At 45.2% G+C, this 21,711-nt stretch carries 21 protein-coding genes; 12 read left to right on the top strand and 9 right to left on the bottom strand.

Features of this window, described 5'->3' with window-relative positions; genetic code table 11:
• The first annotated feature begins 29 nt into the window (after positions 1 to 29).
• The 5 genes from hemE to AACV78_RS28505 all read left to right on the top strand — a co-directional run bounded on the left by hemE (position 30) and on the right by AACV78_RS28505 (position 5,328).
• Positions 30 to 1,094: a uroporphyrinogen decarboxylase gene (hemE, locus tag AACV78_RS28525; protein ID WP_194011476.1), complete on the top strand. Its 1,065-nt coding sequence runs from the start codon at positions 30 to 32 to the stop codon at positions 1,092 to 1,094.
• A gap of 328 nt (positions 1,095 to 1,422) precedes the next feature.
• The gene (locus AACV78_RS28520; protein WP_194011477.1) at positions 1,423 to 2,388 is read left to right on the top strand and encodes an NAD-dependent epimerase/dehydratase family protein; all 966 of its coding nucleotides are present in this window, start codon (positions 1,423 to 1,425) and stop codon (positions 2,386 to 2,388) included.
• A gap of 593 nt (positions 2,389 to 2,981) precedes the next feature.
• Complete coding sequence (locus AACV78_RS28515) at positions 2,982 to 4,574, top strand: B12-binding domain-containing radical SAM protein (protein ID WP_194011478.1); 1,593 nt, start codon at positions 2,982 to 2,984, stop codon at positions 4,572 to 4,574.
• A gap of 110 nt (positions 4,575 to 4,684) precedes the next feature.
• A complete protein-coding gene (locus AACV78_RS28510; protein ID WP_194011479.1) occupies positions 4,685 to 4,930 on the top strand; it encodes a type II toxin-antitoxin system Phd/YefM family antitoxin in 246 nt (81 codons plus the stop codon).
• 98 nt (positions 4,931 to 5,028) lie between these two features.
• Complete coding sequence (locus AACV78_RS28505) at positions 5,029 to 5,328, top strand: type II toxin-antitoxin system VapC family toxin (RefSeq protein WP_228042528.1); 300 nt, start codon at positions 5,029 to 5,031, stop codon at positions 5,326 to 5,328.
• 85 nt (positions 5,329 to 5,413) lie between these two features.
• On the opposite strand, the gene AACV78_RS28500 is transcribed toward AACV78_RS28505, so the two are convergent.
• The 3 genes from AACV78_RS28500 to AACV78_RS28490 all read right to left on the bottom strand — a co-directional run bounded on the left by AACV78_RS28500 (position 5,414) and on the right by AACV78_RS28490 (position 6,724).
• Positions 5,414 to 5,938 carry a hypothetical protein gene (locus AACV78_RS28500; RefSeq protein ID WP_194011480.1) on the bottom strand — a complete coding sequence of 175 codons (525 nt, stop codon included), beginning with the start codon at positions 5,936 to 5,938 and terminating at the stop codon, positions 5,414 to 5,416.
• Between the two features lie 30 nt (positions 5,939 to 5,968).
• On the bottom strand, positions 5,969 to 6,412 hold the full coding sequence (locus tag AACV78_RS28495) for a Tse2 family ADP-ribosyltransferase toxin (RefSeq protein ID WP_194011481.1): 444 nt from the start codon (positions 6,410 to 6,412) through the stop codon (positions 5,969 to 5,971).
• Positions 6,413 to 6,502: 90 nt separating this feature from the next.
• Positions 6,503 to 6,724, bottom strand: coding sequence for a DUF2281 domain-containing protein (locus AACV78_RS28490; RefSeq protein WP_228042527.1), 222 nt, complete (start codon positions 6,722 to 6,724; stop codon positions 6,503 to 6,505).
• Between AACV78_RS28490 and AACV78_RS28485 the strand changes: the two genes are divergently transcribed.
• The 4 genes from AACV78_RS28485 (at position 6,712) to AACV78_RS28470 (ending at position 9,074) form a co-directional block, all read left to right on the top strand.
• The gene (locus tag AACV78_RS28485) at positions 6,712 to 7,608 is read left to right on the top strand and encodes a M48 family metalloprotease (protein ID WP_194011482.1); all 897 of its coding nucleotides are present in this window, start codon (positions 6,712 to 6,714) and stop codon (positions 7,606 to 7,608) included. The genes AACV78_RS28490 and AACV78_RS28485 overlap by 13 nt on opposite strands.
• Before the next feature lie 149 nt (positions 7,609 to 7,757).
• Positions 7,758 to 7,988 carry a type II toxin-antitoxin system Phd/YefM family antitoxin gene (locus tag AACV78_RS28480; protein ID WP_194011483.1) on the top strand — a complete coding sequence of 77 codons (231 nt, stop codon included), beginning with the start codon at positions 7,758 to 7,760 and terminating at the stop codon, positions 7,986 to 7,988.
• The gene (locus AACV78_RS28475; protein WP_194011484.1) at positions 7,985 to 8,374 is read left to right on the top strand and encodes a type II toxin-antitoxin system VapC family toxin; all 390 of its coding nucleotides are present in this window, start codon (positions 7,985 to 7,987) and stop codon (positions 8,372 to 8,374) included. The genes AACV78_RS28480 and AACV78_RS28475 overlap by 4 nt, the downstream gene beginning before the upstream one ends.
• 523 nt (positions 8,375 to 8,897) lie before the next feature.
• Complete coding sequence (locus AACV78_RS28470; RefSeq protein WP_339383820.1) at positions 8,898 to 9,074, top strand: hypothetical protein; 177 nt, start codon at positions 8,898 to 8,900, stop codon at positions 9,072 to 9,074.
• A gap of 25 nt (positions 9,075 to 9,099) precedes the next feature.
• On the opposite strand, the gene AACV78_RS28465 is transcribed toward AACV78_RS28470, so the two are convergent.
• From AACV78_RS28465 to AACV78_RS28450, 4 genes are all read right to left on the bottom strand, one after another.
• Positions 9,100 to 10,521, bottom strand: a complete 1,422-nt coding sequence (locus AACV78_RS28465) for a DUF7017 domain-containing protein (protein ID WP_194011485.1) — start codon at positions 10,519 to 10,521, stop codon at positions 9,100 to 9,102.
• 2 nt (positions 10,522 to 10,523) lie between these two features.
• Positions 10,524 to 13,190 (bottom strand): NERD domain-containing protein, encoded by a 2,667-nt coding sequence (locus AACV78_RS28460; RefSeq protein ID WP_194011486.1) that lies wholly within the window; start codon positions 13,188 to 13,190, stop codon positions 10,524 to 10,526.
• 490 nt (positions 13,191 to 13,680) lie between these two features.
• A complete protein-coding gene (ftsH4, locus tag AACV78_RS28455; RefSeq protein WP_194011487.1) occupies positions 13,681 to 15,555 on the bottom strand; it encodes an ATP-dependent zinc metalloprotease FtsH4 in 1,875 nt (624 codons plus the stop codon).
• A 487-nt stretch (positions 15,556 to 16,042) separates the two neighbouring features.
• Positions 16,043 to 16,888, bottom strand: coding sequence for a M48 family metalloprotease (locus AACV78_RS28450; RefSeq protein ID WP_194011488.1), 846 nt, complete (start codon positions 16,886 to 16,888; stop codon positions 16,043 to 16,045).
• A 530-nt stretch (positions 16,889 to 17,418) separates the two neighbouring features.
• On the opposite strand from AACV78_RS28450, the gene AACV78_RS28445 reads away from it, so the two are divergent.
• Together AACV78_RS28445 and AACV78_RS28440 are read left to right on the top strand one after the other, a co-directional pair.
• Positions 17,419 to 18,777: a sensor histidine kinase gene (locus AACV78_RS28445; protein WP_194011489.1), complete on the top strand. Its 1,359-nt coding sequence runs from the start codon at positions 17,419 to 17,421 to the stop codon at positions 18,775 to 18,777.
• A gap of 193 nt (positions 18,778 to 18,970) precedes the next feature.
• Positions 18,971 to 19,528: a hypothetical protein gene (locus tag AACV78_RS28440; RefSeq protein WP_194011490.1), complete on the top strand. Its 558-nt coding sequence runs from the start codon at positions 18,971 to 18,973 to the stop codon at positions 19,526 to 19,528.
• 407 nt (positions 19,529 to 19,935) lie between these two features.
• Here the strand turns inward: AACV78_RS28440 and AACV78_RS28435 are convergent, their stop codons facing one another.
• A complete protein-coding gene (locus AACV78_RS28435) occupies positions 19,936 to 21,108 on the bottom strand; it encodes a GNAT family N-acetyltransferase (RefSeq protein WP_194011491.1) in 1,173 nt (390 codons plus the stop codon).
• A gap of 155 nt (positions 21,109 to 21,263) precedes the next feature.
• The gene (locus AACV78_RS28430; protein WP_339383818.1) at positions 21,264 to 21,512 is read right to left on the bottom strand and encodes a dihydrofolate reductase family protein; all 249 of its coding nucleotides are present in this window, start codon (positions 21,510 to 21,512) and stop codon (positions 21,264 to 21,266) included.
• Positions 21,513 to 21,524: 12 nt separating this feature from the next.
• Between AACV78_RS28430 and AACV78_RS28425 the strand changes: the two genes are divergently transcribed.
• Positions 21,525 to 21,711 (top strand): hypothetical protein (locus tag AACV78_RS28425; RefSeq protein WP_194074364.1); only part of this gene is annotated, 187 nt, incomplete at its 3' end.

The raw sequence follows: 21,711 nt of genomic DNA, 5'->3' as shown, positions 1-21,711 counted from the left end.
TGAAATATCTAAGGTAGAGAAAAGTTAAAATGTCGGCATTAAATGAAGTTCCCTTGTTGTTGCGGGCAGCCCGCGGCGAAACCCTAGACCGCCCGCCCGTGTGGATGATGCGCCAAGCCGGTCGCTACATGAAGGCTTATCGAGATTTGCGAGAAAAGTATCCCTCGTTTCGCGAACGTTCCGAAATTCCCGAAGTCGCCATCGAAGTTTCCCTTCAGCCGTGGCGCGCGTTTCAACCCGACGGCGTAATTCTGTTTTCCGATATCGTCACCCCAATGCCCGGTTTGGGCATCGACATGGACATCGCCGAAGGCAAAGGCCCGATTATCCACGAACCCATCCGCACTCAAGAGCAAATCGACAACCTCCAACCGCTGAATCCCGAAGAAAGCTTGCCGTTTATCAAAACAATCCTCCAATCCCTGCGCGCGGAAGTCGGCAACAAATCCACCGTGCTCGGTTTTGTGGGCGCGCCCTGGACGCTTGCCGCCTATGCCGTTGAGGGCAAAGGTTCTAAGTATTATGCCATCATCAAAAACATGGCATTTTCCGATCCAACTTTACTGCATCAGTTGCTGTCGAAATTCGCCGATGCGATCGCCGTTTATATGCGCTATCAAATCGACTGCGGCGCGCAAGTAGTGCAAATGTTCGACTCCTGGGCCGGCCAACTGTCCCCGCAGGACTACGAAACCTTTGCCCTACCATACCAAAAACAGGTATTCGATCAAGTCAAAAAAACCCATCCCGACACCCCGCTAATTCTGTTAGTCAGCGGTAGTGGCGGCCTCCTCGAAAGCATGACAAAATCCGGCGCCGATATCATCAGCGTCGATTGGACAGTTGACATGGCCGACGCCCGCAAACGTTTGGGCCCCAACATGAACGTTCAGGGAAATCTCGATCCCGGCGTGTTGTTTGGTTCTCAAGCGTTTATTCGCGATCGAATTCTTGATACAATTCGCAAAGCGGGCGATCGCGGACACATCCTCAACTTAGGACACGGCGTATTACCGGGAACTCCCGAAGATAACGTGCGTTTCTTCTTTGAAACCGCAAAACAAGCCGACAAATTGCTCGCAGTTACTGCTTAATTTGCGATTTGATTGCGATATTTGTAGGGACACGGCATTGCCGTCTCCCTACCGTCGAAACAACACACAATATTTGTAGGGACACGGCATTGCCGTCTTCTTCCGTGCCAACAACACATAATATTTGTGGACAAAACACACAATATTTGTAGGGACACGGCATTGCCGTCTCCTTCCGTGCCAACAACACATAATATTTGTGGACAAAACACACAATATTTGTAGGGACACGGCATTGCCGTTTCCCTACCGTGGAAAGAGGACACGGCAGTGCCCTTTCCCTACCATCTAAAAATCCTCAAATTCTCCCCTCTTCCCCTCCGGCAAAATGAGCCCAAAAAAAATTTTTGTGACGGGTGCAAGTGGCTGTATCGGTCACTACATGGCCGAAACCTTGATTCAAGAGACCAACCACGAACTTTACCTATTAGTTCGCAACCCAGACAAGCTAAAATTTGACTGGAAAGCCCGCCCCGGCATCCATATCATACAAGGCGACATGAAAGATATCGATCGCCATGCCGAACTCCTGCAAACAATAGACGTAGCAATTTTAGCCGCCACAGCTTGGGGAGGAACCCAAGAAGTTTTTGATGTCAACGTCACCAAAACCCTGCACCTAATTCAACTACTTTCGCCCGAAAAGTGCCAGCAAGTAATTTATTTTTCAACAGCCAGCATTCTCGGTAGAGACAACAACTTACTCGCAGAAGCCGGCACACTGGGAACAGATTATATTCGGTCGAAATACGATTGCATGACGCAATTATCCACCTTGACAAATGTACCTCCGATTACCGCACTTTACCCAACCTTAGTATTGGGAGGAGACGCAGAAAAACCAGTTTCTCACCTGTCATCCGGTTTGCCACTTGTCGCCAAATGGATAGGTTTAATTCGCTGGTTTAAGGCAGACGGAAGCTTTCACTTCATCCACGGTGCAGATATTGCCAAAGTAGTTAATTATTTAGTTGAACATCCGCCGGCTTCCGAGGAACCGCGACATTTTGTGCTAGGAAATCCGGCGATTACAGCTAACGAAGTGGTAGAACAAGCTTGCCAGTATTTGCATAAAAACATATTTTTTCGGATTACTCTGTCACCTTGGCTGGCCGATTTCTTTATTTGGCTGTTCCGAATTCAGGTGGCAGCTTGGGACAGATTTTGCATCAGCTACCGCCATTTTACCTATAAAAATCTGGTCAATCCCGAAAGCATCGGAATGCCGAGTTACTGCGGCACAGTTGCCGATATGTTAAGAACTAGCGGGATTCCCGATCGAAATGTAAATTAGTTATTTGTTATTAGTTATTTGTTATTAGTTATTTGTTATTAGTTATTGGTTATTGGTAACAACTGACAACTAACAACTAACAACTGACAACTGACAACTGACAACTAACAACTGACAACTGACAACTGACAACTAACAACTGACAACTGACAACTAAGGGCCCGCCCGCACCATCCACCGCCCCTACCAACTGGCAACTGCTTTCCGTACAACGTCATCAGGAAGAAGGAAGAGGGAAGAGGGAACGCCAATGTGTACCTTACCAGATATATTTAGGGTGCGCCGAGGCGCATTTTACGAATAATGTAAGTTTTTCAAGTTTTTTTGTCGGAATCCGATGCTTTTTAAATGCGATTATCGTCAATTAAGGGTTAAATACGATAAGATATCAGCATTTGCTAGCTTTAACAGGGAACTGCAACCTAAAAATTGCGATGTTTTATTGTTTTTAGGGGGTGTGACCCCTCGCCAGATATTCGATCGCGCGCAAGATCGTAATTTTAGCCTTAACATTAAGTCTTGAGAGCCGATCGAACTCTCACGCCCCGCCAGCCCGATCGCAAGTTGTTTACTGATGTGAGGTTTAACATATAATGCGAGTTCTCCTAGTTTATCCCCTGTTCCCGAAAACATTTTGGTCTTACGAGAAAATCCTAGAATTAGTCGATCGTAAAGTGCTGCTGCCACCGCTGGGTTTGGTAACTGTAGCAGCTATTTTACCCCAAGAATGGGAATTTAAGTTAGTCGATCGCAACATCAGACAAATCACCGAAGCAGAATGGGAATGGGCAGAGCTCGTTATTCTGTCCGCCATGATTGTCCAAAAAGAAGATTTGCTAGACATCATTCGCGAAGCAAAACGGCGCGGTAAATCCGTAGCTTGCGGCGGCCCTTACCCGACTTCCGTACCCGAAGAACCCCAAGCCGCAGGCATAGATTACCTGATTCTCGACGAAGGCGAAATCACTCTACCGATGTTCGTCGAAGCAATAGGGCGCGGCGAAAAAAGTGGAATGTATCGATCGGACGGCGTAAAACCCGATGTTACCACAACCCCAGTTCCCCGCTTCGATTTGCTGGAATTAGACGCCTACGATTCGATGTCAATTCAATTTTCGCGAGGCTGTCCCTTCCAGTGCGAATTCTGCGACATCATCGTCCTCTACGGGCGCAAACCCCGCACCAAAGAACCCCAACAACTAATAGCAGAACTAGAATGTCTGTACAACCTAGGTTGGCGGCGCGGCGTGTTCATGGTAGACGACAACTTTATCGGCAACAAACGCAACGTCAAACTGTTGCTAAAAGAATTAGAAGTTTGGCAAATAGAACACAAATTTCCCTTTACTTTTAACACAGAAGCATCCATCGATTTAGCCCAAGACCAAGAATTGATGGAAATGATGGTAGCTTGCAATTTCAACGCAGTATTTCTCGGAATTGAAACTCCCGACGAAGAAAGCCTGCAAATGACCAAAAAATTCCAAAATACCCGCAATTCCCTAATCGAATCAGTAGAGTTAATCGCGAAAACAGGCTTGCGAGTAATGGCCGGATTCATCATCGGCTTCGACGGCGAAAAACCAGGTGCCGGTCAGCGGATTGTCCAGTTTGCCGAAGCAGCCGCCATTCCCAGCACAACCTTTGGAATGCTGCAAGCTTTGCCGCACACTGCACTGTCCCACCGACTAGCAAAAGAAGGGCGGTTGCGCGACAAATCTGGCAACCTCAACCAGACTACTTTGATGAACTTTATTCCGACGCGGCCTCTCGAAGATATCGCCCGCGAATATGTCGAGGCATTCTGCGAAGTGTACGATGCTGAGAAATATTTAGACCGGACTTATCGCCATTTCTTAATGTTAGGCGCACCGACAGCAAAGATACCTGCTAGAGTTCCGAGTTGGATCGATTTGCGAGCACTGTTAACTGTGGTTTGGCGGCAAGGAGTCAAGCGCAGCACTCGCTGGAAGTTCTGGCATCATTTATTCAGCATTATCAGACGCAATCCGGCAGTTTGGGACCACTATTTAACAGTGTGCGCTCACAACGAGCATTTTCTGGAATACCGTCAAATTGTGCGGGATGAAATTGAAGCTCAATTAGCTGACTTTTTGGCTAATGAGTCTCAAACAGTATATCAAGAACCTGTTGCTGTTGAGGAAAAAGAAGTGCAAGCGGTTTAGGGTTGGAGAATTCAACCGCCGATCGATCGACGCAGGTAAACGCAGATAAATGTAAGATTGTCTGCGTTTATTTTGTTATAATTAGTTTACAGACTTAGTTTTTTAAGAGCATGGAAACTGTAAATATCCATCAAGCTAAAACGAATCTCTCACGACTATTGTCGCGTGTGGAACTCGGAGAAGAAATCATTATTTCCAACGAAGGCATCCCAGTTGCGAAGTTGGTTCCGTTTCGTACTTCATCCAATCGACGATCCTGTTTAGGACAAGATCGAGGGAGATTTGTTTTGCCAGAAAACTTTAACGATCCTTTGCCAAAAGAGATTTTGACCGCATTCGAGGGGAATGAAGAGTGAAACTCTTGCTCGATACGCAGTGTTTTTTGTGGTGGTTTGCCCAACCAGATCGATTGAATGAGGAGGCGATCGCACAGATTGCTGATGAAACGAACTAATTGTGGTTTTCTGTTGCTAGTATCTGGGAAATGGGCATCAAAGTTGCGATCGGAAAGTTGCCGCTACCGGAACCGATAAATACCTACATTTCTAGTCGCATGATACAGTTAGACGTGCGATCGCTGGAAATTACAGCACCTCATGCCCTGCGAGCGGCTGCGTTACCATTACATCATCGCGATCCCTTCGATCGAATGCTGATTGCTCAGGCTCAGATAGAGGAGATGACGCTGGTGAGTGCTGATTCAATGTTCAAGCAATACAGCGATATTTCCCTTCTTTGGGCAGCTAATTCGTGAGATTTTACTCTTCGTTTATCAGGTATGATCTGGGCGAGCATCGCACTATTTTATATTTTATTTGAGATACCTCTGCTGAAGATATTTACCCCACGATCGGCAATTCATCAAGCTTATTCTTGAGGTCAGGCGATGCGATTAGCGGTCTATAAACTTCACCTTCATAGGGCTTCCAAACATATCCAAGACTGAATGCTAGAAAAACCGAACACGATCCAGTTGCTTGCCAAACAGCTTCAGCTAAAACCAAGCCTGGAAAAACCAACGCAGACTCTTCAATCAATTCGCTGTAGGTTCTAAATTCATCTACTTCCACACCAACTAAAGCATAGCGAAACGGTGGAGCAAACCGCAAACTCTGATACATAAAAATACCTATTTCTGTCATTAAATAAGCACTTTCTGGAGTGTCAATCCCAATTTTACTGATGCCACTCGGACAAACTCTACACCACCAAGTTTCTTCTATATCCTGAAAAATTTCTGCCCGACATTGGGAATGTCTATCGTTTGACAGAACCCAAGCAATTTCATTGAAATATTGAGCAAATTGCTGTGCTTCAGATTGCTGTGTCCCACATTCAGCCGATAAGCTAAATACCCATGCCATTACTGTTTTCCCGTTGACTAAATTAAACTATCAAACTTTCTCCCATTCGCTTTGTGTCTGGGCGAGGGCTGTTTCATCTTTCTCTAAAAGCATTGTAGCGCTTGGCAAAATACTGACATGAGTTGGACTATCTTGTACAGCTTCAATATCTCCAACAATCTTGCTGTCGTCAATCTGCCAAAGAGGATCTTTTCCTGTTCCGCCAAATTTTTGGGGTTTGCGAAATGGTGGTAAGCCTTCGATGGAGAGAGATACGGACATTCCTTTTGTGTTTCTAATAACTACAGTGACAGACTCCTCTGAAGACTTGCGCTCTGTTTCTGGTAGTAAATAACCTTGTTCATTCAACCATTCTTTGGGTACTTGCTCAACATCAATGTCAATAATCGGTCTGATTCCCAGTAGCCTCGCACTGCGTCCCATTTTGGGTTTACCGTTTTCTTCTGCCATGCCTCGATAATAGAGTCTTACCATTAGCCTTTTATCAGCCCAAGACGATCGCCATACCAATCATAAGATAGTTGCTGCAACAGAAAGGCACGAGTATCTAAAAGGCATTCCATGTTACATATATTCCTTTAAATCTTCTAGCGGTAGATCGAAATCGTCAGACATAACGATTTGACCGGCCCAACTACCATAACCACGAGCAGGTAAAATACTACTATTGGCGGCAGCAGTTATTTCGGCGGATAGAGGCGCGATCGCCCGAAAATATGAAAATCTAATAACAAGCTCAAAAATACCAAAATTCGCGATCGCCCCAACCCGCCATGCAAGGAACAAATCACATCAGAACAGCAGCTCTATTAGGGCTTCTCAGCGGCCTTCTAGTTTTAGGAAGCTATTATTTAATCGGCAACGAGCAAGGACTTTACATCGGTTTAGCATTAGCCGCCTTCAGCAGTTTGAGCTCTTGGTACTATTCCGACACGGCAGCTTTGATGGCTTACCGCGCTCGCCCGATCGCCCGCAGCGAAGCTCCCGAACTCTACGATATTGTAGCATCGCTGAGTGCAAAAGCGGGAATTCCCGTGCCGAAAATATTCGTAGTTCCGACTCAATCTCCCAACGCATTCGCCACAGGAAGAGACCCGGAACACGCGACAATAGCAGTTACTGAAGGCATCCTCAAACTGCTTTCCCGCGAAGAATTGGAAGGGGTATTAGCCCACGAACTGACGCACATCCGCAACCGCGACACCCTCACTCAAGCAGTTGCAGGAACCATTGCCGGCGCGATTACATTTGTCGGGCGAATTCTGACATTTGGAGCGCTTTACGGCCCGGTGACGCGGGACAGCAGACAAGGCCCAAATCCCTTTGGTTTGCTGTTTTTAATCATTTTAGCGCCGCTATCAGCAACGCTCATTCAATTGGCGATTTCTCGGACGAGGGAATTTGCAGCCGATAGCGGTGCGGTGGAAATTACCAATAACCCGATCGGCTTAGCAAACGCCCTGCAAAAATTGGAAAAAATGAGCCGTGAAATTCCGATGCACGGCAATCCGGCGATGTCGCCGCTGCTGATTGTGAATCCTTTTTCGACTAAAGGTTTGCAGTCACTTTTCCGCACTCACCCCTCTACCGAAGAGCGGATTCAGCGGCTTTTGACACTCGCGCAGCAGCAGCAAAGTGCTCCTGTGATGGCCTACGTGCCTGGAATTTGAGCAGTTGAAAATGCAGCAAGAATATTGAGAAACCCGGTTGTTTGAATCAGCCGGGTTTTTGTATGTTTGTAATGGTAACTCTGGTGCGATGGAAAGCGGTATAGCGGTTATCATAGTAGAAATAGAATAAGATTGTGAGCGGTCAATAAATGGCACAAATTACCACGACTGAATTACCCCAAACCGTCCAGACTCTATTGATAGAGGTCGAACGTACTAAAACCCCTCTCACCGTCATCCACGAAGGAAAAGCATTGGTAATTATTTATCCTGCGACTACCCAAACTCTACGACCCAGCTTTGGCGCTATGAAAGGAAGCGGTGAAATATTAGGAGATTTAATTGCTCCTGTCGCCGAACCGTGGGAAGTTTTAGAATGAAACTTTTACTCGATACTCACATTTGGCTGTGGTATTTACTCGGCGACCCGCGCCTATCGCGATCGCTTCAAATGGCGATCGGCGATCGTAACACCGAAATTTGGCTGAGTCCAATTAGTATTTGGGAGACACTCATGCTTGCAGAAAAAGGACGGATATCTTTACAGCCAGATCCCGTTACATGGGTTAATTTAGCTTTAAAAACCTTGGAAACTCGTGAAGCCCAAATGAATCACCCCATTGCAATTTTAAGTCGCGAAATTGCACTTCCTCATCAAGACCCCGCAGACCGATTCATTAGTGCCACAGCTATTTACTATGGCTTAACATTAGCCACAGTTGATGCCAACCTTACAGGAAATTCGGCACTACAAACACTGAGTTAGGCAATGAAGTGCATTAAATTTTAAGGTACTAACTTGATACGATCGAGCGCATTAAAATCAATAATTTTAAGAAGGTTTTTTAAGTTATTTACTAATGCACAAGTTTACGTTTTCGTCCAATTCATTTATATTCGCTTACAAGATCATTACCGACTTTACTTTTACAGCCATGAGCCGAATCAACCACCTCATGTTTACCTTGACAGAGACAAATAAATCATCGGTTAACTTTTGGTTGGAGCCAGTCATTTTAGCAAACAACCTTAGATTTAATGCTAAAAAGCTTCGTAAAATACAGTCGGTAGTACAATAAAATCCACAAACGTTATGGGATGCTGGGTATGGGTATTTTGGCGATTCTAGCGGACGAGAGAGTTAAGGAAATTTATTTTACATAAAAAACAATTAGCGTTGATTTGATGGACGGATGAATCATTGCCGTGCCCTTAATTTGGTATCCCAAATTGTTTAATGCAGCGCCCGATCAAAGGGTAAATGGAAACAATGTGGAGGAGGTTATGGCATTCACTGGAAAGAAATCGATGAAGACCTCAGTACAGAGATAATGCTGCGCGGGCACAGGCTCCGAAACCTAAAATCACTGATTAATTTCGATTGTGCTATAGTCGGGGAAATCGGCATCAACGTTGCGACGATCGAGTTGCCCAGCCTTTTTTTTCTACTGCTGTCGATCCTGTAGGTTAATTAAAACTTCATTAATCTCACTAATTAAGTATGGCGATCGCACTCAAACCCCATTGATTTTTCTTTTTGTCAAACTTTTTTACAACAGCAAGATTAACTGTGCGATCGTTTTGCAAATGACAAGCTAATTCATGAGGAACATAAACATCTTCTACAAACCCAAAACCATTTTGATTCAAACGAAACCGACCAGTTTTACAAGGCATAATATCAAAGAGTTTGCCCGATTCGCGTTTCTCAACCGCAACCACCGTTAGCCGATCGCCATTTCGATCGACAGTCACAGTCACGGGCGCGCCCACTAGCAGATTTAGACTGTTCAGCATCCCCCGATCGGGAGTAACAACTTCTTCAGATCCACTATGAGAATGCAATCCAAATCTGAGCATAATCTTGCCAGTTTTGGCTGTAAAGTTACCGAGGTAGTTAGCATGAAATCGCGGGCAATTTTGCCAAATCACTTTTTCGGCATCAGCAGCTATATTTTTTAACACTTCCTCTGCGTTAGAGAGATTTCCTGTAGCAGCATACCAACTAGCAGTCAAGAGATTGCGAAGCGATTGGGGGACTTTCCATCCGTTATTGTTACGAATAGCAAAAGCTCGATCGGCAGCCCATTTAGCGACTTTCTCTTGGCCTCTATTTGCGGCGAGTCGGCTGAGATCCTCAAAAACGCTAACACCAAAATTTTCATCCCTGCAAGTCAAACACGCTTTTGCACAAAGTGCCAGCGCTAGTTGAGTATCGGAAGTTTCCACGACTTTCGCTAAAGCGTGCCACGCCCAATAATCGCTACGCTTCTGCTTCACAAAAGAAACCAGCAGTTTTTGAGATTCTGCCGATCGCCCCAAACGATTTAGCAATAAAGCCTTGCGATAATTTAGCCATTCCGGTTTTTGAACTTGGGCGCGATCGAGTGCAACATCTATCAATTTAATTGCAAAATCTTGTAATTCTCGTACATCAGAGTAATCTCGAACAGTCAATTCACCAGCAATCTTCCCCACTTCCCTTGCTGTTTTCTCAACCAATGACTCAAAAACTTTACCGTCATTAGAAGGAGAAACCTGAAAGTCTTCCGCTCTAAAAGTGTCAATACCAGCCCATTTTATGAACTTCGGTAAAAACTTGATTTCCTTTTTTAATCGAAGAATTTGGGATAGCAAACGACTAAACAGCAAATCTGGTCGAGTCAGCTTGAGTTTGTAATATTCTGCCAATATTTCCCTAAGTTGGCTGACAGATATTTCTGGATCTATGGATTGAGATTGATTAGCCGTATCTATTAGTTTTTTTGCTTTGTCATAGAGAACCCAACCCACACTGCTAGCCAAAAATTTGTCGTTTGGATGCTGTTTTAGCAGTTCGTAGCCTCTCGAATAAGCTTCGTCTATGCGTCCAGATTTTCTCAGATTTTTGATTTCTTCCGTTAGATTTGACATTTTTATAACTCCAGTGCGAGGCGAACTAATTCGGCGACTTCTAGATTCGTGTAGGCGATCGGGAAAACTTGCGTCACAAAACCATCTCCATCGTAGAAAACTTGCATTTTGACATTGCCAATATCTGATTTGAGATAGTAAAATTGGTGGTAATCGTGGTGTTCAATTCCCCAAATCGCTATTTTGTGTGAGTCCAATTTTGCTTTTATGAGAGCTTGAACAGTTTGCTGAAATTCATTTCCCGATCGCAGTTTTGATGTAATAATATCGCGCACTAAAGCGGCAAAATCAATCGGCTCAGATTTTACTGTTTCAATTCGCGTTACCTGAAATTTTCCATTGTAATGCAAGCGAAGAGAACAGGAAGCTTTACCATCTTCCGATCCAAACTCGTAGACTTCCTGATAACTATTATGCTTGTAATAATTTACTTGAATTCGATGGAATTTGAGAATTTCTACGAGATACAAGTAAAGATTTTTCAAAGATTTTTCTTGGATAGGAAAAGTAGAAATATTTTTATTCCCTGCTGCCGAATCCGGGTCGAATGCAATTAAATCCTTAAACACTACTGAATTTAGCTGGCTTTTACTGTCGTTCCAAGTTGTTTTAAAAAATGGTGTAATTGAAGGAAATTTTAACAAAAAAAGTTTATTTTGAGTTACAAAAAACAAGGTATAAACCCATCGAAAATAAGCGGCATTTGTTGGTCCCTGGCCGGTATCCATATTCGCGATCGCAGTCTTAAACTGCTGTCCCTGGGCGCGATGCAGAGTCAGCGCGTACCCAAACCTCAGACGGGCTGCGTTTAAATGCGGATCGCTGCGTAGAAACTTTGCTAATTCGTTAGATTTATCCGATTCCTCTGATTCTATTACCTGTTTCTGTTGTTGTCTAAATCTGCTGATTGCTGAAACCTGCAGAGCGATAAGTGTGTCCTTATCAAGTTCTGGCTTGTCTGCATACAAATAATCTCTCAGACAGTAAAATTCGACCTCTTTCCCATTCTCAAGTAACCGCACACGAAGACGCAGAAAAATCACCCTAATTGGCTGTTCGCGTCCTTTCAGCGGTTGGCTTAAGGGTGAAGTATTGGGATAAACTTCTAGGACTTCAGCAAAAGAGTTATTTGATATATAAGTTGGCTCTTGCTGTTGTCTATCGAGTGCGACAGGGCTGTTGTGGATATGTACGATATCACCTGAAACAATCTCTTTACCTAAACCCAAATACTCTTGTCTAACCTGATTGTTGATGCGGTTAACCGATTCGTTGGTGAAAACTATAAACTTGGTGAACCGACAATCTTCCAGGAATAGAGCCTTCGATACTTCCTGTTCGCGAGCGCGATCGACTATTTGGATGCAATTCGAGTCATCGGCGATCGCTGCGAGCTGATTAAATCTGCCACAGTGTATACTTTGAGCAATTTGTTGACAATTTCTGACAAACAAATTTTGCTCTTGTCCTGGAAGTATAAAATCAAGATTGATTTGCTCTATCTCACCGCCGATCGCAGCCTGCAAACGCTCGTAAGACAGTGCAGATTCATCAATTTTACCTCTCGTTAGCTGGAACATATCGCCCATAAAAATCACCTGTCTTTTCGTCTTTTCGATCTCCGTATATTCCAAAAAATCTGTAAGGAGTTGTCCGCTACCGTAACGAAAAACATCATTTTCAAACTGTGAATCAGATATCAAGTGGGCATCACCGACAATGTAAACTTGTTGCTCTGTATCCTGATTTTTGTTCAATCCATAGATCGGCAGATCCTTCTCTACTTTATAGTTTTTCGTGAAGATATGCGAGTAAATACTCTTTGATTCAACTGGATAAACCGATGCAATTTTACTGTTAGGCGCAAGTACCGAGCAATTTCGCCTTAAGGATCTAGATTTATCTGCAATCGCTTTTTGCAGAAGATGCAAACCTGTTCCCATCATCCCAGTAACGATTAAAATCTTCTTTGAAGAACATAAAAATTGGTCGATCCGAGAAACTACAGATTCTAGAGAATTAGGCAACTCAATTTTAGCAGTATCAACTGCTGATAAAGAGTCAGTAATTGCTTTAGTACCCCATCCTGGAGGAACATAATCAGGAATAGAAAAATGTTGAACTATCTTTGCTAAATCTTGATGAGAAAGATTGATTTCTCGGCTAGTGATTTGAGATAACCGCTCTACAGTACCAGCGAAGTCAACAACATGAAACCACCTTTCAATATTAGGCGGTAGCTGTTCTTCGTCAAAGGTAATAGGTTTGTGAAAAAGCACCAACCCCGATATATATCCTAAATTTGGTTGTCTATCTGACGAAAAGCTAATTCTTTTTAAACTGTTGAGTACCGCAAATTTGTTATCTCTGACTTGAATAAATGGATTTGGCTTGCTTCCCCCTCTAACCTGAACTTCCCCCGCAAGCCACAGTCCATTTTCTGAAAAAGTAATATTTCCCCCGTAGTCTTTGAACTCGATGACAGTAATGCTGTTTTTTTTCATAACTGCTGCATCAATTTCGCATCCATCACAGTAGAAATTTCCTAACAGAATTATCAAATCATCCGAATCACCCCACGCCCGTTCCAATTCGTTTAGCAAGCGATCGAATATACGGTTCTCATGGGTTGTCTCGTAAGCGTGCGTTCTATATACCCGAACAGTCATAGCTCGATCGCGATTAACTTTACTAGCCGAATATTCTCACAGGTTCAACACCGTTAGCAAGAGTTTTCAGGAAAAAGCAATTTTTCTCAGTAATTTCAGTAAGTTGCTAATTTCTTTTGTAACCTATGTTACCATTTAACCGCCGATTGCTGACAAATTCCAGGAGTGCAGAGACGATCGCGCTCCTGGAATCTGTAAACCTTTGCCACAAGGCTAATCCGGGGTTTCGACTAGAATCGGCACGCCGGCAGACACGGGAGTCACCTCGGCGCGTGCAGTGCCTGTTGATACTGGTCGATCGGGCTAGCGGCTGAACTCACCCGTACCACTAAAAAACGCAGACGATCTTGCAAGATCGTCTGCGTTAACCTGCGGTTTAATTAAACAGGATTTACGCACTCCGACAAAGAAACCGGGTTTTTTCCGAATCTGCCGCCTACAGCAAAGTATTATCGTAAAAACCCGGTTTCTCGGCCCCGTGCAAACCCTTTTAAACTGAAGCCGCAGCCTTCTCTAAAGGCCGCACTTGACCGAGGAATTTGTGCAGTTGCTCACCTTCAACTACTTCAGTTTCCAACAGTTGCTGCGTAATTGTTTCCAACAATTCCCGATTAGCTTTCAGAATATCCAAAGCTTGCTGATGTGCAGTTTCGACAATTTCCTTCACTTCTTGGTCGATCGCCTCAGCAGTCTGAGCACTCACCGCACGGCGCGGATTTCCCGTACCATCGTTGAGGAACATTGCTTGTTGGCCGCGATCGTAAGCAAGAGGGCCCAAAACCTTACTCATCCCGTAAGTTGTCACCATCCGTTCAGCTAAATCCGTCGCCCTTTGCAAGTCGTTGGAAGCGCCAGTAGTAATGCTACCAAACACCACTTCCTCAGCCGATCGCCCGCCCAGCAAAGTTGCAATTTGACCGCGCAATTCCAACTCATCCAACAAGAAACGGTCTTCAGTCGGCACCTGCAACGTGTAACCCAAAGCAGCCATACCGCGCGGGACGATCGAAATTTTTGACACTTCGCCGCCGCCAGTCATCGCAGCACCAACCATCGCGTGTCCCACTTCGTGGTAAGCCACAATCTTTTTCTCTTTTTCGTTGAGCACCCGGCTCTTCTTTTCCAAGCCAGCTACAACGCGCTCAAACGCCTCATAAAAGTCTTCCTGCGCTACAGTGAGGCGCTTGTTGCGGGCCGCTAACAAAGCAGCTTCATTGACCAAATTTGCCAAATCTGCGCCCGAAAAACCGGGGGTGCGAGCCGCGATCGCCTTCAAGTCAATATCCGGGCCCAACTTTACAGTTTGAGAGTGAATGTTCAAAATTGCTTCGCGGCCAGATAAATCCGGGCGATCGACCAAAACTTGGCGATCGAAACGGCCAGGGCGCAACAAAGCAGCATCCAAACTTTCCGGGCGGTTAGTAGCAGCCAGCACAATTACCGTAGTATTGCCAGCAGCAAAACCGTCCATTTCAGTTAACAGTTGATTGAGAGTTTGTTCGCGCTCATCATTCCCGCCGAATGCAGCGTTAGTGCTGCGAGATTTGCCGATCGCATCCAACTCATCAATGAAAATAATACAAGGAGCCTGCTTCTTAGCCTGCTCGAATAAATCCCTAACCCTTGCAGAACCAACACCAACAAACAGTTCCACAAACTCCGAACCAGAGATACTAAAAAACGGCACGCCCGCTTCACCAGCCACAGCTTTTGCCAACAGCGTTTTGCCAGTTCCCGGAGGCCCGACTAACAGCACGCCCTTCGGAATTCGCGCGCCAATTGCCGTAAAGCGATCGGGAGTTTTCAGGAACTCAACAACCTCTACCAATTCAGTTTTAGCTTCCTCTACTCCAGCCACATCAGCAAAAGTAATTTTCGCTGATTCACCTTCCACGTAGACCTTAGCTTTACTTTTGCCGATCGACAGCGCACCCTGCGGCCCACCACCGCCCCGGTTCATAAAAAATTGAAAAATCGCCACAAAAATCAGCGGCGGAATCACCCAGCTCAAGACACTGCCAATCCAGCCATTTTTAGAAGGAGGAGTTGCCGCAAATTCAACGCCTTTTTCTTGCAAAAGTTTAGGCAGATCCAAGTCAAAAATGGGCGTAGTTGACAACACTTGACCTGGTTTGTCGTTTTCGCCTTTGAGTTGGTAGCGAATTTCATTTTGTCCCACCGAAGCTCGCACGACATCTTGTTCTTGGACTTGATGCACGAACAAGCTGTAAGGAACTCGCGGAATTTGCTCCCCAAACAAGTTGGGCAAAAAGATATTTGCCAGCAGAAACAAACTTGAGAGCAATAACAAAATATTGCTAATTAGTCGAAAACGAGGTAGTTTGGGCTGGTCTTTAATTGCCATTGATAACGGTTATCCTTTTTTGATTGAAACCTGTTTTATTCATTTATTTTCTCATCAAATACGTACACAGTGCGTTGGCGGATTTCCTCACTCGATCGGGTGGGTTAACCGGACATCAGTCATTTAGGATTGAAAACGAACCGCTTTCGAGGCGAAGACACAAAGGAATAGAAGAAGAAAACAGACTTGTTATTGTCAATTATTAATAGTTAGGGTGATTTATTAGTTCACAAGCCCTTGAACATTCTCTTTCTTTTCTTACTTCGCGAGCTTTGCGTCTTCGCGGTTCAATTTAGCAGTGATTTAGGATTAAAAACGAACCGCTTTCGAGGCGAAGACACAAAGGAATAGAAGAAGAAAACAGACTTGTTATTGTCAATTATTAATAGTTAGGGTGATTTATTAGTTCACAAGCCCTTGAACATTCTCTCTCTTTTCTTACTTCGCGAGCTTTGCGTCTTCGCGGTTCAATTTAGTATAATTCTAGCTAACCGCCAGACACATTCTTAGCAAACTCATCGCGTCCAGAAACCAAATTAGCCGGAACACCGTTAGGGTAATTTTGGGCGATTAAAGCTTGCAACTTTTGAACTCGGTTTTCAGGGTTGGGGTGAGAACTTAAAAATTCCGGCGCTGCTTCGCCATTCCTAGCAGCACCGAGAATTTGCATCAACTCAACAATACCTCTAGGATCGTAACCCGCCTCCGTCATAAACCGAAAACCGAGCCGATCGCTCTCAAGTTCATCGGATCTACCGTAGCGCAAACTCACAACTTGATTGACAGCTTGAGCAATTAATGCAGCCTGCTGGCCGCCACCGCGTTCGTCGCTAGCAGCCACCCCAACCGCCGTTACCAAAGACCTGCCCAACTGCTGTTTTGCCAAGTGTTCCGCAGCGTGTCGCCCGATAACGTGACCGGCCTCGTGTCCCAGTACACCAGCCAACTGAGCCTCGGAATTCAGCCGCCGCAGGAGTCCGGCGGTAATGAAAACTGGTCCCCCCGGAAGAGCAAAAGCATTGACAGTTTTGGGGTCTCGCAGCAGGTAGAATTGAAACGGATAACCTGCTTTTTTGGCATCCGAACCGTTGACAACTTTTTTTCCTACTCGATCGACATACTGCTGAATACTCTGGCTGGGATAAAGCCCCCCGTATTGAGCCGCCATTTTGTCTCGCGCCTGCAATCCCAAAACTACCTCTTGGCGCTGTGAAAGCTGCACCCGTTGTTTCTCTCCGGTAACAGGATTTTCTACGTTGCTGCTAAAATAGGTAATTGCGCCAAAAAATGCCATTAACAGCCCGATCGCAGCGCGGAATAAAAATTTGTTCACAGGCGTTTACCTAAAAAGTTTCGCCAGTAAGTTACCATACTGACAGCTACTTTTACATCTATCTGAAGTATTAATCATCGAAAGTTGTTAGATTTTTTTTGATGATTTGCGAACAAGGCTTTTTTGAACGAACCAGACGCAGTACGCAAAGCGGCGCATAAGCGCTAGGACACTAAGAAAGAGAAGAAGAGAAAAAGAGCAGAAAAGAAGAACGTTATAGTTGTGAATAGTTAGTTAATAGTTACTGAATGGTTATTAGTTCAACATCGCTTGAAGATAATCTCGCTCTTTTTTTCCCTCTTCCTTCTTCCCTCTTCCTGATGACGTTGGACGGAAAGCTTGGGGGAATATAACTAATAACCAATAACCAATAACCAATAACTAATAACTAATAACTAATAACTAATAACCAATAACCAATAACCAATAACTAATAACCAATAACCAATAACTAATAACCAATAACCAATAACTAATAACCAATAACCAATAACTAATAACCAATAACTAATAACTAACAACTTCGCAATATGTTTCAAGCTACTCGCCGCCGCCTTGCTATTTGGTACACTGCCGTTACTGCGGTGTTATTACTATTATTCGCCACGGGTTTCTATTTCTACGTCCGCAATACTTTGATCGATCGCATTGACGACACTCTAAATCATGTTGTGGAAGTAGTAGAACGCACACTTGTGATCGAACCAATAATTTTTGGTACTGCTCAAACCAAGTCTCAAGTGAATATTCAAGCCAGTTTTCGAGACAGCAGCGATTCTGTAGAAGATGACCACATCGATTTAGAATGGTTCAGTCCTACGGGCGAGTTGCTGTGGTCTACTTTGTCGGAACCGCTGAATATTCCGATTAACGCTAACCGCACCGGCGAAACAGTTTGGGTAATTAATAATAAGTTGAACTCAGAGCAAAACTATTCCCTCAGACAAGTCACGCAGCGAGTGGAAATCGGCCGCCAAGTTTTGGGATATTTGCGAGTTAGCCATCCTTGGTTTGAAGTGACAAAACCGATCCGCCAATTAATTTTTGATTTGATTTTGGGGACTGGTTTAACTTTAATTGGCGTGGCGGCTATTGGCTGGTTGCTGTCGGGATTGGCGATCGCACCGGTGCGGGAATCTTACGGCCGTCTCAAACAGTTTACCGCCGATGCTTCCCACGAACTCAGAAATCCGATCGCCACTATTCAAACTAACGTACAAGTAGCTTTGGCGGAACCGGATATCGAACCGCAGCAACACCAACAGCTACAGGTAATCGAACGCCTGACGCGCCGTTTGGGGCGGTTGGTTGACGATTTGCTGTTTTTAGCCAGACAAGACAGCGGTATCCTGCAGCAGCAGTGGGTTGAGGTTCCCCTCGACGCTTTGTTGATAGAAGTAATTGAGGAACAACAGGCGATCGCCCGACACCAAAATCTCTCTCTTTCCCTCGAAATTATCGATTCCCCCAAGCTTGAAGATAACTTTACAGTTTTGGGCGACTGGGATCAACTAGCGCGAGTATTTACCAATCTCGTCAGTAACGCAGTGCAGTACACAGCCTCTGGTGGCGAAATTGAAGTAGAATTGCAGGTTCCAGTCAAAAACAAAAGAAATTCGTCCGCGCTCAATTCTGTACTGCAAATCAAAGTAACAGACACCGGCACCGGCATTTCCCCAGAAGCGCTACCGCATTTGTTCGATCGATTTTACCGCGCCGATCCCGCCCGCACCCACAGCAGCGCCGCCGGTTCCGGTTTGGGATTAGCCATCACCAAAGCAATTGTCGAAAACCACCGCGGCCAAATCCGCATAGACAGCCAAGTCGATCGAGGAACCGCTGTCACCGTCACCCTCCCCGCCCACAAATCAGCAGAAATCAGCCTCTAAAAATCCTCTCTTCCCCTCTTCCCATCTTCCCCTTCTGGGCGCCCTCTGCGCCCTCTGCGGTTAAAAAAAATCTACCCCTCAAACCTTGACTCTTCCTAACTCACACCCAAACACAACTATTAAAATTCATTTCCGGCATAGATTACCATGCTATTTGTTAGAAAATCTCGATCGAACTTGTGAGGAGTTACTTATGTTTCGCCACAATCTACCGTTCAAAAAAATCAGCCTGCTAGCAGCCACCTGCAGCGGTTTACTCGTCAGTCTCGCGACACTTTCCCAAGCAGGCGGCCCAGGGCCCCAACAAGGAAAACCAGTTTCCGAACCAGAACCCGCGACTGGAAAGCCCGTCAGCGAACCGATGCGCGGTATGAATCCCGACCAGAACCCGATGCCCTCAGCGCCAGCAGACGCGCCTCCCCGCTTCCCGATGCCCGCCGCGCGACTTACGCCAGCCGAAGGCATGGTAGTAATTAAACTCGTGAATACCACCAATGCCCTGATCAATTATCAAGTCCTAGGAGTTACCCAACCGCGCACTCTAGGCGAACAATCGGAAATTTTGCTTCAAAACCTCAAAGTACCGATCACCCTCACATACCAGCGCCCAGACGGTGGATTGTTGTTAGTTCGCCCCAAAACCACCGCAATGCCGGGAATGTTGCAAGTAAGTTTTGGCGCTACAACAGACTTGAGCTCCGACACAAAATCGTTAGAAATTCAAGAAGACGGGAGAGTATTTTTGAATTAGTCATTAGTCATTAGTCATTGGTCATTGGTCATTAGTCATTAGTCATTAGTCATTGGTCATTAGTTTAGGACTTATACCAATTTAATGTGAAGTTGCATATATTTCGATCCCCCTAAATCCCCCTTAAGAAGGGGGACTTTGAGAAGAATCTTGTCCCCCCCTTATTAAGGGGGGTTAGGGGGGATCAGATTCTATGCAGCCTCATAAAAAATTGGTATTACGCCAGCACTGTCAGAAACCGGGTTTTTTACAATCGTCTTTTGTTGCAGCCCGCAAATTAGATAAAAAACCCGGTTTCTTGGGTTTCGATGCGTCCAGGACTTTAGTTATTGGATGGCAATTACCAATTACCAATGACCTCTGCTCAAATGCCCGCTGACTGCTGACTAATGACTGCTGACTAATGACTACTTATTAAAGGGCAAACCCTCATTAACTAAATCAATTTCCTCCTGTTCCCTTTCATTAATTTGACCAATGTAAGACTTAAGAATTTGTGCCAGACGGTTGTTGTAAAATCTGTGCAAACTATAATTAGGCATCGCTGGAAAACCGCGCCGTTTTTTGTGCCGCCCGCCCGCACCCGGATCGAAGGTTTCGATACCCCGCTCGATCGCCCATTCGATCGGTGTATAGTAACAAGCATCGAAGTGCAAACAGTCAATTTCCTGCAAACTGCCCCAATAACGCCCGTAAAGTCGATCGCCCTTATACAAACAAAAAGACATACCCACCGGCACTCTGTCATCTTCCTTATCGTAAGCGGCGACAAATAAAACTCGATCGCGATAATTGTGGTGCAACTGTTCAAAAAATCGCTTAGTCAGATACTTGCTACCCCACCAACCAAACTTATCGCAAGTATTCTCATAAAAAGCATACATTTGAGAAAACATCGGCTGTGGAATGTCATCACCAGTCAGAGTTTTTACCAACAAACCAGCTTGGTCAACAGCTTTGCGTTCGCGCTTGATATTGCGGCGCTGGTTGGCATTAAAAGCGCCTAAATAACCGTCAAAATTTTGATAGCCTTGATTTTGCCAAATATAGCTGTGGTGCAGCCAAGTGCTGAAACCGTGGTTTTCCATGCGCTGCCGCCATACTGGATCGACATAAAGGAAATTGCAGCCAGAGATATTGTGGCGATCGCAAAAATGGTCGATCGCGCTTACCATCACTCCCGTTAACTCATCTTCATCTTCCCCTTCAGCAATCAAAAACCGATAGCCTTCAGCGGGAGTAAACGGCGTCATTCCCATCAACTTCGGATAGTATTGTACACCCAAACGCTGGGCTAAATCAGCCCACTGATTGTCAAACACAAATTCGCCGTAGCTGTGGCTTTTGACATAAAGCGGCGCGCAAGCAATCAACTGTTTGTTGCGCCACACAGTCAAGTGATGTGGCAGCCAACCGGTTTTACCTGACGCGCTACCGGAGATTTCGAGATTGTTCAGCCAATCCCATTCTAGAAATGGAGTTTTGAGGGGCATAGCCAAGGCATCCCACGAGGCTTGGGGGATTTCACCTATTTTGCTAATCCAGGCTACAGAATATTGAGCTTTTGGCTGTTCCAGCATAGGGAGATTTCTGTGTAGAGCGATCGAACTTCATTTAAGTTAATACAATTATTCGATCGCTGGGAATCGCGATTCGTCAGAAACCGGGTTTTTGGCAACATCTTCGATCGCAGCCACCAGATTCAGCAAAAAACCCGGTTTCTTGGGCCTTGATGTTATACCTGCGGCGATCGATCGACCTTATAATGCAAAAACACCTCTTGTCCCACCTGTTTAACCGCCAAAAGTTCCAATTTCAAAGCCAAATCCGCCAAAAAACCCTTTCCCTCAACAGGAGTCGGTGCATCCGCCCCGCCCAAAATTAACGGGCACACCGTCAACCAAAGTTCGTCTACCAAGCCCGCAGCCAACACAGACGCCACCAATTTTCCCCCGCCCAGAATCGCCAACCGTTTGATACCCAAGCTTGCTAGCTGTTGAAACCCATCAATCCAATCAATCTCTCCACCGGCGGTTTTAGCATAGATAGTGCGATCGAACATCGAACATCGAAGGAAGGAGGAAGAAGGAAGAAGGAAGGAGGAAGAAGGAAGAAGGAAGGAGGAAGAAGGAAGAGGCGAATTACTTGGAGTTTCAATTGCAAATCCTCCCTCTCCCCCAATC

Source organism: Tychonema sp. LEGE 07196 (assembly GCF_963890365.1).
GTDB lineage: Bacteria > Cyanobacteriota > Cyanobacteriia > Cyanobacteriales > Microcoleaceae > Microcoleus.
The sequence above is the reverse complement of the archived record's forward strand: the minus strand, read 5'-3'. Positions and strand labels throughout refer to the sequence as shown.

Bases quoted from the DNA above. Each gene is read 5' to 3' on its own strand.
- hemE (WP_194011476.1), top strand. From the start codon at position 30: ATGTCGGCATTAAATGAAGTTCCCTTGTTGTTGCGGGCAGCCCGCGGC.
- AACV78_RS28520 (WP_194011477.1), top strand. From the start codon at position 1,423: ATGAGCCCAAAAAAAATTTTTGTGACGGGTGCAAGTGGCTGTATCGGT.
- AACV78_RS28515 (WP_194011478.1), top strand. From the start codon at position 2,982: ATGCGAGTTCTCCTAGTTTATCCCCTGTTCCCGAAAACATTTTGGTCT.
- AACV78_RS28510 (WP_194011479.1), top strand. From the start codon at position 4,685: ATGGAAACTGTAAATATCCATCAAGCTAAAACGAATCTCTCACGACTA.
- AACV78_RS28500 (WP_194011480.1), bottom strand. From the start codon at position 5,938: ATGGCATGGGTATTTAGCTTATCGGCTGAATGTGGGACACAGCAATCT.
- AACV78_RS28495 (WP_194011481.1), bottom strand. From the start codon at position 6,412: ATGGTAAGACTCTATTATCGAGGCATGGCAGAAGAAAACGGTAAACCC.
- AACV78_RS28485 (WP_194011482.1), top strand. From the start codon at position 6,712: ATGCAAGGAACAAATCACATCAGAACAGCAGCTCTATTAGGGCTTCTC.
- AACV78_RS28480 (WP_194011483.1), top strand. From the start codon at position 7,758: ATGGCACAAATTACCACGACTGAATTACCCCAAACCGTCCAGACTCTA.
- AACV78_RS28475 (WP_194011484.1), top strand. From the start codon at position 7,985: ATGAAACTTTTACTCGATACTCACATTTGGCTGTGGTATTTACTCGGC.
- AACV78_RS28465 (WP_194011485.1), bottom strand. From the start codon at position 10,521: ATGTCAAATCTAACGGAAGAAATCAAAAATCTGAGAAAATCTGGACGC.
- AACV78_RS28460 (WP_194011486.1), bottom strand. From the start codon at position 13,190: ATGACTGTTCGGGTATATAGAACGCACGCTTACGAGACAACCCATGAG.
- ftsH4 (WP_194011487.1), bottom strand. From the start codon at position 15,555: ATGGCAATTAAAGACCAGCCCAAACTACCTCGTTTTCGACTAATTAGC.
- AACV78_RS28445 (WP_194011489.1), top strand. From the start codon at position 17,419: ATGTTTCAAGCTACTCGCCGCCGCCTTGCTATTTGGTACACTGCCGTT.
- AACV78_RS28440 (WP_194011490.1), top strand. From the start codon at position 18,971: ATGTTTCGCCACAATCTACCGTTCAAAAAAATCAGCCTGCTAGCAGCC.
- AACV78_RS28435 (WP_194011491.1), bottom strand. From the start codon at position 21,108: ATGCTGGAACAGCCAAAAGCTCAATATTCTGTAGCCTGGATTAGCAAA.